This window comes from Mycobacterium sp. NGS49 (genome assembly GCF_059812565.1).
Genome location: NZ_JCALCX010000007.1, coordinates 1 through 13,260, shown reverse-complemented (window position 1 = coordinate 13,260; position 13,260 = coordinate 1). Strand labels below are relative to the sequence as shown.

At 69.2% G+C, this 13,260-nt stretch carries 7 protein-coding genes; 1 reads left to right on the top strand and 6 read right to left on the bottom strand.

Annotation, left to right across the window (positions count from 1 at the left end; translation table 11 throughout):
* Positions 1-50: 50 nt before the first annotated feature.
* From AC5Y7D_RS08790 to AC5Y7D_RS08765, 6 genes are all read right to left on the bottom strand, one after another.
* Positions 51-1,157 (bottom strand): PPE family protein, encoded by a 1,107-nt coding sequence (locus tag AC5Y7D_RS08790; RefSeq protein ID WP_499923246.1) that lies wholly within the window; start codon positions 1,155-1,157, stop codon positions 51-53.
* 258 nt (positions 1,158-1,415) lie between these two features.
* Complete coding sequence (locus AC5Y7D_RS08785) at positions 1,416-4,028, bottom strand: PE family protein (RefSeq protein ID WP_499923244.1); 2,613 nt, start codon at positions 4,026-4,028, stop codon at positions 1,416-1,418.
* Between the two features lie 167 nt (positions 4,029-4,195).
* Positions 4,196-4,918: an amidohydrolase family protein gene (locus AC5Y7D_RS08780; protein WP_499923242.1), complete on the bottom strand. Its 723-nt coding sequence runs from the start codon at positions 4,916-4,918 to the stop codon at positions 4,196-4,198.
* A gap of 25 nt (positions 4,919-4,943) precedes the next feature.
* Entirely contained in the window at positions 4,944-7,604 is a 2,661-nt protein-coding gene (locus tag AC5Y7D_RS08775; RefSeq protein ID WP_499923241.1) for a PE family protein, read from the bottom strand.
* A 131-nt stretch (positions 7,605-7,735) separates the two neighbouring features.
* On the bottom strand, positions 7,736-10,009 hold the full coding sequence (locus tag AC5Y7D_RS08770; protein WP_499923240.1) for a PE family protein: 2,274 nt from the start codon (positions 10,007-10,009) through the stop codon (positions 7,736-7,738).
* Between the two features lie 130 nt (positions 10,010-10,139).
* Positions 10,140-11,057 carry a LysR family transcriptional regulator gene (locus AC5Y7D_RS08765; protein ID WP_499923238.1) on the bottom strand — a complete coding sequence of 306 codons (918 nt, stop codon included), beginning with the start codon at positions 11,055-11,057 and terminating at the stop codon, positions 10,140-10,142.
* Between the two features lie 430 nt (positions 11,058-11,487).
* On the opposite strand from AC5Y7D_RS08765, the gene AC5Y7D_RS08760 reads away from it, so the two are divergent.
* A partial coding sequence (locus AC5Y7D_RS08760) for a PPE domain-containing protein (protein WP_499923236.1) occupies positions 11,488-13,260 on the top strand: 1,773 nt, incomplete at its 3' end.

The following is a 13,260-nucleotide window of genomic DNA, read 5'->3' as shown; positions in this document are numbered from 1 at the left end:
TCTCTTCGTTCCAGATGCTTTCATCACGCCGAGACGCCGGCGCATTACCCCTACCCGAGACCAAGACGCGGCACCACACTGGGCCGCGACTGCACCAGGTGCGATCCCCCACCGCCACGGCCCGCCATACCACCGGGTAGCCCCCCGGCGGCTGCACCCATGGCACCCGTAGGCATCGGCATCATCGGCATCCCGCCGCCCGCAGCGGTCGCAGCAGCCGGCAACTCGGGCGTCACCTGCACCGCACGCAACCCTGACATCGCCGGACCCGCCGCCTGAGCCGGGGCCGAGCCGGCCCACGTCGGCGGCACGGACAAGGCGCCCAGCATGCGTGCCTGTGCCATACCCGCCGAAATCGACCGTCCCGCAACGCCCGTGGGACCAATGGCCGGCAATGCGGCGCCGGCGAATCTGTTGACAGCCGCTAATGGTTCGGCCGCGGTCACGCCCGTGGTGCCCCCGTGCGTCGCACTGCTCATCGCGTTCATCAACGGCGACATCGCCATGCCGGCAGGCGTCATGAGCGCCTGCCCTGCCGACGCCAGGGTTGACGTCGGCACGGCTGCGACAAGCGCTTGTGCAGCCGAGGCAGCACCGGCGAGTTGCGCACCCGCGCCCGCCGCGAACCCGGCCAAGTCCAGTGGCGGAAAGCTGAAGGGCGGCAAGGCCGCCGCGACCGACGCGGCCCCGGCGTGATACCCCAACATCGCCGCCACGTCCTGCGCCCACATCTCCGCGTAGACGAATTCAGTAGCAGCGATCGCCGGGGTGTTCAGGCCGAGAAAGTTCGTTGCAATCAAGGAGCTCAACAACACCCGATTCGACGACACCGCCACCGGATGCACCGATCCGGCCAACGCCGTTTCATACATCGTCGCCGCCAGCCGCGCTTGTATCGCCGACGACTCGGCCTGCCCGGCCGCCGCACTCAGCCACCCCACGTAAGGCGCTGCTGCCGCCGCCATCGACGCGGACGCGGCACCGCCCCAAGGACCGCGGATCAACTGAGCAACAACGCCGTCGAAGGACGCCGCCGAGGCACGCAGATCGGCGGACAGACCGTCCCAGGCGGTGGCAGCACGATACATCGGATCCGCACCGGCGCCCGCATAGATAAGTGCTGAATTAATCTCCGGCGGTAGTGCCGTGAAATCCATGACGTGCTCCTTAACGGGAGAACAAATTTTCGGCACCCATCACCCGGCGTCTGATGGGCAATATGCGAAATTGGCGCGCGAACTGCACCCGCGGCATTAGTGCCTACCCGACAACAATATGTATCGCCGCATGTGCGGTCCAGTAGAAGGTTACGAATGTATGCTTGCGCTACTGACAACAGTGGGTGGTGCTTACCCAAGTAATTCACAACCTGATTCACTGAACGGGTTCGCGCGAAGCACCGCAGATCGGCCCTTTCAGCCGTGCTCGCCTGCTTTGCCGGGCTGGCCGGCAATCCCGTCGGCGCCTGCCTGTCCGTTTCTGCCGCCGCCGTTCGCCGTGCCGCCTGCGCCCCCGGCTCCCGAATCACCACCCGACCCAGCTGTACCGCCCGCGCCACCTTCGGCGGCCGATCCGATTCCACCGGGACTCCCGATCAGGCCGCCCCGGCCGCCGGTTCCGGCGAGCCCGGCTGCGCCCCCATTGCCACCGTTTCCGCCATTGCCGCCGCTGCCTCCGTCACCGCCATCCCCGGCCGTGACGTCGGTGCTCACTTCGAGTCCGTTGGCATTTCCGCCGTGGCCGCCGGCACCGCCGTCGCCGCCCGCGCCGCCCGATCCGCCAGCCCCACCCGCGCCGGCGCTACCGCCGGTGCCGCCGGTGCCGAAGACCTTGCCGGCGTTGCCGCCGTGACCGCCCGCGCCGCCTCCGCCGCCGTCACCGCCTCTAGAGGCAGCATCGGCACCATCGCCTCCGCCACCACCGGCACCGCCGACCGCCTGGATCGAAGCGTTAGCAATGCCACCCTCCCCACCGGCCCCGCCAGCAGTGCCGGAGCCGCCGCTCCCACCGGACCCACCCACACCGCCAGCTCCGCCCGCGCCGCCGTCGCCGAACAACAGCCCGGCGTTGCCGCCGTTGCCTCCGGCGCCGCCCGCTCCTCCATTGCCACCAGAGACTTTGCTTGCATCACCGAGACCACCGGCTCCGCCGGCCCCTCCATAGGCTTGTCCGTTCGCAGCGGTCGCGGCGCCACCGGCACCGCCGGCCCCGCCGGCACCCCCCGGGTGATGTCCGCCCATTCCAAGGCCGCCGTCGCCGCCCTGGGCGGTGGCGAACTGGCCGTTGACATCCGCGAGTCCGCCCGCGCCCCCCGCGCCGCCGTTTCCTCCCGGGCCTGGACGACCACCTTCACCCCCCGCCCCGCCAGCGGCAAAATTCGCCCCGTAGGCGTTGCCACCAGCGCCACCGGTGCCGCCGCTTGGGTTGGTGCCGCCATCGGCACCTGCTGAGCCTGCACCCGCGTTCGCGAAGTCCGGTCGGTCGCCGTCCGGGCTCCCGGCATCCTGGCCGTTGATGGGAGGAGTGTCGTTGATGGGCGGCACAGGCAGTTTCGCGTCTGCTCCAGCCAAACCGGCGCCGCCATGACCGCCCCTGCCACCGGAGCCAGACAACGCCGCGGCGCTGCCGCCGTCTCCGCCGCGACCGGCGTTGCCGTTGTTGAAGCCTGCGACGCCGGCACCACCTTGGCCGCCGTCGCCACCGTTGCCGACCAGCAGTCCACCATTGCCGCCCTGGCCGCCTTGGGCACCGGCGCCGCCCACTCCGCCAATCGCACCGTTGCCGAACAGCAGCCCGCCGTTGCCGCCGTGTCCGCCGAACGCGCCGATACCCCCCGCGCCCCCAACACCGCCGGTTCCAATCCAACCGGCGGAACCGCCGAAGCCTCCGGCACCCCCAGGGCTATAGAGGCCGTGCACCACGTCCTGTCCGCCGGCACCCCCGGCGCCGCCCGCGCCGCCGGCACCGTACAAGAGCCCACCCGCGCCACCATTTCCGCCTGCGCCTCCCCAGCCGCCGGTGGCGCTCGAAGCACCGACCCCTCCGGCGCCTGCTGCACCACCGACTCCGATGAGCCGAGCTGCACCGCCGTCGCCACCAGCGCCGGCGTTGCCGCCGACTACACCGTCACCACCGAAGCCGCCGGCACCGCCCGCGCCGCCACTGCCGTACAACCAGCCATTCACGCCGCCGTGGCCACCGGAACCGCCATTGCCGCCCTGCAAAGCACCAAGACCGCCCATGCCGCCCGCACCGCCGGCACCGCCGGAGCCGAACAGGCCCGCAGCGCCCCCGGCACCGCCGCCACCACCCGCACCGCCCGCCAACAGGTCATCCCCGCCGAGCCCACCGTTGCCCCCGGCACCGCCCGCACCGATCAGCCAGGCAGACCCGCCCGCGCCGCCGCTGCCACCCGTCGCACCCGCCAACCCGATACCACCGCGCCCACCACTCCCACCGTTGCCCCAGAGCCACCCGCCGGATCCGCCGTTGCCCCCGCCGGCAGCATCCCCGCCGACGCCGCCGGCACCGCCCTGGCCAAACAGCCCGGCCGCCCCGCCATTGCCGCCGGCCTGCCCCACCGCCCCGGATCCACCGTTGCCGCCGTTGCCGAACAGCAACCCACCCGCACCGCCGTGTGTGCCCGTTCCCGGCGCCCCATCGACACCATTTCCGATCAGCGGACGCCCGAACAACGCCTGCGTCGGCGCGTTGACCACGTCCAGCAGCCCCTGCAGCGGCCCGGCGTTGAGTGCCTCCGCACCGCTGTAGGCACCCGCACTGGCTGTCAGTGCAGCGACGAACCGATCGTGGAACAGCGCCATCTCACGGCTCGCCGTCTGAAACTCTTGACCATGGCCGGCGAATAAGTTCGCGATCGCCGCTGACACCTCATCTGCTCCGGCAGCAGCCAACTGAGTGGTCGACCACGCCGCCGCACTATGGGCCTGGGAGACTGCCGAACCGATCCCGGCCACGTCGGAAGCCACCGCCGCGACGAGTTCCGGTGAGACACTGATGAACGACATGGAGCACCTCCACGATGCGGATACGACCCCGAGGTTCACCGGACCTTTCGGCCGGCACGAGCCACTTGATCTCGGTCACTCAGGACGCTAGGCAGGCCCGATAGCAGCGTCTAGCAGAAGATCTCGAAGACAGTGATGCGCTTGCCGCAAATGTCCTGGCAGCCGTTTTAGGATCGATACCAAGTGCGGGCGTTCGCGCTAAGCCGTTGCAAGGCAGAGTCTCCAAGGGTTGTGGTGATGAGGTCGAGATCTTCCGGGGCGAACACGCGTGGCGCCCGGGTGCCTGGCAGGTCAGTGCCGAACAACAGCGCTTGCGGGTTGACGGCGTCGATGCGGCGCAAGGCGTCGCCGACGTCGAGTTGCAGGCGACCGAAGCCGGTTGCTTTGACTCGGATTCCTCGGCCGACCGCATCAAGCAGATGAGGCAGCCCGGCAGCGCTCAGGCCCAGGTGGTCGATACTCACCCGGGGTAGTCGTGCCAGATGTGGGGCGAGGTCGCTCAGTCGCGCCGAATCCACGTACAGCTCCGTATGCCAGCCACACAGGTCGTGTACGCGCAGAGCCAGATTCACGTCCAACGAGCCGCCTCGAGCCAGGGTGAAACGGATCGCGCGCACTCCGGCCAGGTCCAGACTCACGATGTCGTCATCGGACGTGCCAGGGTCGAGCTGGGTGACGCCGACCCAGCCCGGTCCTAGTTGCGACAACGCAGAGGTTAGGTAGCCCTGGTCGAAGCCCTGGAACGATCCCGAAACGACGGCCCCGCCGGTGATCCCGTACGGCGCCACCCGCTCGAGGTAGTCGGAGACGGTAAAGGGAGCGGGAACAAACCCCTCATTCGGGATCAGGGGATGCGCGGGGTCGATGACGTGGAAATGGGCATCGAACATGGCAGGCAGTCCACCATGCGACGTGTCAGCCTGGCAGGCCGGGCGTTCCATCGGCGCCCGCTTTTCCGTTTGCGCCGGGGCTTCCAGCGCCGGTTCCCTGACTGACCGTGCCGCCCGCGCCCCCGGTTCCGTAGGCACCGCCGGCCCCGCCCGGGCCTCCCGCACCGGCCAGGCCCGCGGCGCCATGGCTGCCTGGGAGCCCGATCAGCCCGCCCTGTCCGCCTGCGCCGCCAGTGAGCCCGGGTGCCCCGCCGTTACCGCCGTTTCCCCCGTTACCGCCGTCACCGCCGTCACCGCCGTTGCCGGCGGCGACACGATATGCACTGTCGACAGGGGCAACGGCGTTACCCCCTTGGCCACCGGCTCCGCCTGCCCCTCCGGCACCGCCGGCACCACCGAATCCGCCGTCGCCTGCAGCACCCCCGGCACCGCCGAAACCGAGCAGCCGACCGCCGTTGCCGCCGTTGCCGCCCGTGCCGCCGGTGCCGCCCGTGCCTCCGGTGGACGCCGAATTGGCGCCATTGCCCCCGTCGCCACCAGACTGAGGGTTGGTGCTGTCGGGATACCCAATGGCGGCGATGCTGCCGGTTGCAGTGCCTGCCGCCCCACCGGCACCGCCAGCACCACCGGCAGCACCCGCACCGCCGTTTCCGCCGATTCCTCCGGCACCGCCGGCGCCGCCGTTGCCGATCAGCAGGCCCGCACTACCGCCGTTGCCACCCGCGCCGCCGGCTCCGCCGCCACCACCGGAGTTGCCACTCTGGGCACCGTTACCACCTTCGCCGCCACTCCCAGCGAAGGCATCGCCCCCGGCAGAGTTGCTGGAACCGCCGATCCCACCGGCACCGCCAGCACCCCCAGGCTGGCTGCCGTTGCCCCCGTTGCCGCCGTTCCCGCCGACCGCGGCGAAGGCTGTTGCTTGCGCAAAACCGCCAGCCCCTCCGGCACCACCGTTGCCTCCTGTGCCGCCGGTACCGCCGTCCCCGCCGCTGCCGCCGGTGGTGGGGTTGTTGGGGTCTCCGCCCGAATAGATGCTGCCGCCGGATCCCCCGTCGCCACCGTCTTGGCCGAAGCCACCGTCCGGTCCGGGCCCCCCGGCACCGGCGGTGTAGGTACCGGATTCGGGTTGCGAGGGGCTGCCGTAGCTCTGCCCATCACTCCCCGGCGCGTTTGCATAGCTGCCCGGGTTCACACCCGGTGATCCGGCGAAGCCGGCGCCGCCCTGACCGCCACGGCCGCCCGATCCCGCCAGCGCTGCGGCATTCCCGCCGTCACCACCTTGCCCGGCTACGCCGCCGTTGATGCCCGCCTGCGCGGACCCGCCCTGGCCACCGTCGCCACCATTGCCGAACAACCGTCCGCCATTGCCTCCGTGGCCGCCGTCCGCACCCGCGCCGCCCTGCCCACCCGCTCCGCCATTGCCGAACAAGAGTCCACCGCGGCCGCCGTTCCCGCCGGTGGAGCCGAGGACTCCGGCTCCGCCGTCACCGCCATGTCCCCACCAACCTGCGGCACCACCATTACCGCTGTACCCCGATGCGGCGGAATTTCCGTCACGGTCGAAGCCACCGGCTCCACCCACTCCTCCGGCACCGCCCGCACCCCACAACAAACCACCGTCGCCACCGCTACCGGCCACCCCGCCTGGTCCAGCGCCCGTACCCGATTGACCGAGCCCACCGTCACCTCCGGTCCCGCCGACGCCGAACAACCGCGCCGAACCACCTTCGCCGCCGGTCCCCCCACCGCCGCCGATGTACCCGCCGCCGCCGTTGCCGCCGCCGCCGCCGCTGCCGCCGCTGCCGTAGAGATATCCGTTGGTGCCGCCCTGACCGCCATTGCCGCCGTAACCGCCCTGGGTGCCGAAACCGCCGCCACCGCCGACCCCGCCGGCGCCACCGGACCCGAGCAGCCCTCCGCTACCCCCCGCTCCGCCGGTGCCGCCGGTACCGCCGGTCCCTTCGACCCCCTCGGACGCGCCGCCTGTTCCGCCCGCGCCGCCTGCTCCACCTGTTCCGATCAGGCCGGCGGCGCCGCCCTGGCCGCCCACGCCACCTTGCCCGGCTATGCCGTTTTCGGAGAATGCCCCTACTCCGCCGGCCCCGCCGAAGCCGCCGTTACCCAATAACCAACCACCAGAGCCGCCATTTCCGCCGGTTGCGCTGCTGCCGCCGGCGCCGCCCATGCCGCCACTCCCGATCAGCCCCGCAGCGCCACCGTTGCCCCCGTTTTGCCCGGGGGCACCGGAGCCGCCGGCGCCACCATTTCCGACCAACAACCCACCGGCCCCTCCGTCGGCGCCGCTGCCTGGCGCCGCGTCGGCGCCGTTACCGATCAGCGGACGACCCAGCAACGTCTGAGTGGGCGCATTGACCGCGGTCAGCAAGCCTTGGAGCGGTCCGGCATTGAGCGCCTCGGCACCGGCATACGAGCTGGCGCTGGCACCCAGCACGGCCACAAATTGTTCGTGGTAGCGCGCCGCCTGCCGGCTCGCGGCCTGAAAATCCTGAGCATGACGGCCGAAGACCTTCGCGATGGCCGCCGAGACCTCGTCGCCCGCAGCGGCACTCAGCACAGTGGTCGGGCCGGCCGCGAGTGAACTGGCCTCCTGTATCGCCACACCGATGCCGGCTACATCCCGAGCCACACCTGCAACAACTTCGGGCACCACGCTGACAAAAGACATGGACCTACCTCCCTAGCGCGAACGCGGCCACGACCGATGTGGGCCGGGTCACAGCACGACGCTAGACAGGCCGAATAACCTCGTCTATCAGAAGTTTGTGCATAGTTCGTTGCATCTGAAGCAAGTGACCATCAGCCGGGTTGCCCGATAGCGCCGTCGCTGCCCTGCAGACCGATGGCACCCTCGCTCCCAGACAACCCGCCGGTGCCGCCTGCACCAGCCGGGCCATATGCGCCACCGGGTCCTCCTGCGCCGCCGGCGCCACCCACGCCACGGTCCCCGGGGATACCCGCCAGCCCGATCACCCCGCCGGACCCGCCAGAACCACCAGTCGTCCCCGCCGGGCCGCCGTTACCGCCGCTGCCGCCATCGCCGCCGTTTCCGCCGTCACCACCACCACCGCCAATGGAAACGGCCCCGCTCAATGCATCGCCGCCGCTGCCACCGGTGCCGCCGGCTCCTCCGGCCCCGCCCATACCCCCTGCCCCGCCGTTGCCGCTGTCCCCTCCCGCACCACCGATGCCGAAGAGCCGGCCTCCAATTCCGCCATTGCCGCCGGCGCCGCCGGCGCCGCCATTGCCGCCGCTGGACGTTGAGTCGCCGCCATTGCCCCCATGACCTCCGGAAACCGTCAGATCGTTGACGTCCGGATACCCATAGGCGCCCCAGTCTCCGGTCGCCGTTCCGCCGGCCCCGCCTGCACCACCGGCTCCGCCTGGAGCGCCGCTACCGCCGACTCCTCCGGTCCCACCGGCACCACCTGCGCCTCCGGTTCCCACCAGCAGGCCTGCGCTACCTCCGTTGCCTCCAGCGCCGCCAGTACCGCCGATACCGGCGACCGCGTCGCTTGGGGCACCCTGTCCACCGTCGCCACCCACACCCCCATAGGCGGTTCCCTGCGATGCGATGCCCGGGCCGCCGGCACCGCCGTCACCGCCGGCACCCCCAGGTCCGCCGCCGTTCCCGCCGTCGCCACCGTTGCCGCCGTTGCCGTACGACAAGACGCCCTTCGTGCTTCCGAGACCGCCGGCCCCTCCGGCACCGCCATTGCCGCCGCCGGGCGCGCCGTCACCACCTGTTCCGCCGTCGCCACCCTTCGTGCCGAGAGACGTGTAGTCCGTTGCGGTCGAATCGCCGCCCTGGCCCCCGGCGCCACCGCTTTGGCCGGCGGTGATCCCAGCGGCCCCGGTCCCGCCGTTTCCGCCGTTGGCAGGAGCACTGCCCTCGTAACTCTGACCCGGCGTTCCTACCGCGGGGTTGGCCACGGCTGTTGGATTGACTGCGTCAGCACCGGCAAGGCCGGTACCCCCCGCACCGCCGTTACCTCCCGACCCGATCAGGCCGCCGCCATCGCCGCCGTCGCCGCCCCGTCCGGCGGTACCGCCAAATACTCCCGCCATTGCCGCCCCACCTTGACCCCCACCGCCGCCATTGCCGGCCAGCCCCCCGCCTACACCTCCCTGACCACCGGCGGCACCGGCCCCGCCGGCCCCGCCCGCCCCGCCGTCTCCCCACACCAAGCCGCCAGCGCCCCCCTGCCCCCCAGCCATCCGCAATCCACCCGCACCCCCGGCCCCGCCGCTGCCGAACAATCCGGCTGCGGACCCCCCGTTACCGCCGGCGCCGCCAGTCAGGGGGTATCCCTGCGCATCGACGATGTCGGCCCCACCCCTGCCGCCGCTGCCGCCGTCACCGAAAAGCAACCCCCCGTTGCCGCCGGTTCCGGCTGCCGCGCCGATGCCACCGTTACCGCCGATGCCACCGGAACCGAATACAGCCGCGGACCCACCCTGGCCACCGACTCCCCCGACCCCGCCGGAGCCGCCCGGCCCGCCGTTGCCCCAGACGGTGCCGCCAACTCCGCCATTGCCGCCGGCCGCGCCGACACCACCGACTCCCCCGCCTCCGCCGTTGCCGACCAGTCCCGCCGCTCCGCCGCGGCCGCCGTTCTGGCCAGGCGCGCCGGAGCCGCCAGTACCGCCGTCGCCGAAGAGCAAACCGCCCGCGCCGCCATCGGCGCCCGTCCCCGGCGCCCCGTCGAGACCGTCACCGATCAACGGCCGACCGAACACCGCCCGCGTCGGCGTGTTCAACGCATCCAGCAGGCTTTGCAGCGGGTTGACATTTGCCGCTTCAGCACTGCCATAGGCGCCTGCCGCGGCATTCAACGCCGCGACGAAGCGCGCATGCAGCCACGCCGCCTGCCGGCTCACTTCCTGGAAGTCGTGCCCGTGACCCTCAAACAACGCCACAACGGCCGCGGACACCTCATCGGCGCCCGCATTCGCGAGCGATGTAGTCGGGCCTGCGGCCGCCGCATAAGCACGGCTCACGGCCGAACCAATTCCGGCCACATCCGACGCCGCAGCGGCCAAAGTTACGGGGTTGACGTCGACAAACGGCACCGACTACCTCCAGTCGACAAGCAGTTCACCGGTTGACATGTCGACGTTAAGGAGAGTGGGTACCGGCGTCTAGCACAAGCTTGCGATGACACTGTTGCGTATTGCGCAATTGGGGAGAGCAGGGACGCTGTCAACCCGGCAGTCCGCAACTGCCGATCGCCGTGTCGCGAAACGACGCCGCTGATGGCGGCAGATACCTGTTGGTCATCCAACCGACTGCGATGGGACGAACAAGGCGTTTGTCGTCGACGGCGATCTCGACGATGCCCGGCGCCGGTATAGCCGCCTTCGGTAGTAGCCCGACGCCCAACCGCGCCGCGATCAGACCGCGCAAGGTGGTGATGTCGGGGCCCTCGAACGCGATTGTCGGTGTCAGGCCGTGACGTTCGCATGCGTCGTCGAATATTCTGCGCAGCGTGTGGTCCCGGTCCAGGGCAACAAACGGTTCGTCGGCGAGTTCCTCGAATCCGATTATCTCGCGGCGGGCCAACGGATGCTCTCGGTCGACCACCGCGTACAGCCGCTCAGTGAATAGCGGATGCCATTTCACGCCGGGCGATTCGTCGAACGGCAGCGGATAGCTGAGGCACACGTCGATCACACCGCTGGCCAGCTCGGCGATCAACGCGGGCGCAGTGCGTTGGCGCAGCTCGAATCTGGTCCCGGGATGGCGGTCATGATGGCGGCGAATCAGGCGGGGCACGGTCGCTACGCCCAATGAGCTCAGAAAACCCAGGGCCACCGTCCCGCCGTCGACGCCGGCCAGTTGCCGTACCTTGACCACCGCCGTCTCGAGGTTGCGCTGAGCGGCCAGGGTTGCCCGCAAGAAGGCCCGCCCGAATTTGTTGAGTTCGTTGGCCCGACCGCGCCGGGTGAATAGTTCGACGCCAATCTCGTGTTCCAACAGGGCAACTGCCCGGCTGACCGCAGATTGCGACACCGCCAGTTTCTCAGCGGCGTCGCGCAGCGTGCCGACCTCTGCGACGGTTTGGAAGTAGCGCAATTGATACAACTCCACCGGACTCACCGTCCCGACCTGGTTGCACACACGACCGAAAACCTCTGCAAAACTGGAAATTTCGGTATCGGGAGCTTCGGGCACAGCGGTCCCCGACAAAGCCGACGTTGTGTTCGCATGAGACGACCTTCGGTTTGAGTGCGTTCGAACCGACGCTATCCAGGGCAATTCATGGCGTCTAGTAGAAGCTTCTTCAAGCTATCTTGCGCAAATCGCAAGATAGGCCACCGGCCCATGTTTGCATCAGTCACAACAGTTTGTTCGCAAGCTTCTGCTAGACGCAGATAAGCACGGCTGCATAGCGTGGTGGCACAGCGAAAACGCTCGGGAACGCCCGGCATCCAGCGCGTTTCGCTACAAACGCAGACCGAAGACCACCCGCTCCGGCGGCATCAGTTCTCACCAGGATTCCTGGTCCAAAACCATGGTCACGGCCTCGGTATCCCGTGAGGACGGTGTGATGAGTTTTGCGGTGTTGCCGCCCGAAATCAACTCGGCGCGAATGTATCTTGGCGCCGGCTCGGATGCCTTCCTACAGGCCGCGGGTGCCTGGGCGGGACTGGCTGACCGGCTGGGTGCTGCCGCAGCGTCGTTTTCAACAGTGACCACGGGTCTGGTTGGTTCGTCATGGCAAGGTCCCGCCTCAGTGGCGATGACCAGCGCGGCGGCACCATACCTCAGGTGGTTGACTGCGGCATCCGCGCAGGCGGAGCAGGCTGCGGCTCAGGCTCGGCTGGCCGCCGCCGCCTTCGAGGCGGCGCAGGCGGCGACGGTTCACCCGGGCCTCATCGCCACCAACCGCGCCCGCATGGTGTCGCTGGTGAGCTCGAATCTCCTGGGGCAGAACACTCCCGCGATTGCGGCGGCCGAGGCTCACTACGAGCAAATGTGGGCCCAGGACGTGGCTGCGATGTTCGACTATCACGCGCGGGTGTCGGCTGCGGCCGCGGCACTGACGCCGTACCCCCCGAGTTTGCGCAGCGTGCTGGGTCTGCTCGGACCGATCGATTCTTCACTCTCCCTCAGCACAGTCGCCAAGCAGACTCTGGCAAACACCGGAGCGGACAACCTCGGCATTGGGAACCTCGGCAGCGGGAACCTCGGCAGCGGCAACCTCGGCAACAACAATGTCGGCTCCGGCAATCGGGGGAGCAACAACATCGGCCCGGCCAATGCGGGCGACCGTAACCTCGGGTTCGTCAACGCCGGTGAGAGCAATCTGGGGATAGCAAACAGCGGCAGCGGTAACGTCGGACTGGGCAACACCGGTACCGGCAATATCGGCATCGGCCTGACCGGCGAGAACCAGATCGGGTTCGGCGTTTTGAACTCCGGAAGCGGCAATCTGGGCCTATTCAATTCCGGCAGTAATAATGTCGGCTTTTTCAACTCGGGCAATGGAAACGTCGGTATCGGTAACGCCGGTATCGGGAACTGGGGCTTCGGCAACTCCGGCACCGGAAACGTCGGCGCCATCGACGCCGGGAACTACAACACGGGGTCTTACAACACCGGAATCGCCAACTCCGGCGCCGTCAACTCAGGCAGTTACAACACCGGCATTTTCAATACCGGAAAGGTCAACACAGGCAGCTTCAATGCGGGGAGTCACAATAGCGGCGACTTCAACACCGGCAGTTACAACACCGGCTGGTTCAATTCGGGTGACGTCAACACCGGGGGCTTCAACTCGGGCAGTTTGAACAATGGGTTCTTTGTCAGCGGCGACAACCGCGGCCAGGTCAGCATCAACCTCGGGATCTCGATCCCCACCGTGCCGTTCAATTTCAGCTACACAATCCCGATCAATGAAGTCGAACAGTTCGGCGGCAATACAGTCGCCATTCCCGGTTACTACTACTCCCAGACCTCCTTCCTGAACGGTTACTTCTACCTCGGCCCCATCAACATCCCGACATCCGCTATCACCCTGCCGGTGGTGACGATCAACATCGGCGGACCAACCACTGCCATCGCGATGAATTTCGCCGGCGCCCTCGAGGGTCGGACGATTCCCATCCTGAGCATTCCGGGCGGGCCCGGCTTCGGAAACGCGACCACCGGTCCGTCCTCGGGCTTCTTCAACAGCGGCACCGGAGGTTCCTCGGGGTTCGGCAACGTCGGTCCTGGCAACTCTGGCTGGCAGAACGTGTCGACGGCGGCGTTGGGCAACTCGGGCCTACAGAATGTGGGTGCGCTCCAATCCGGCTTCGCCAACCTGGGCAACTCGATC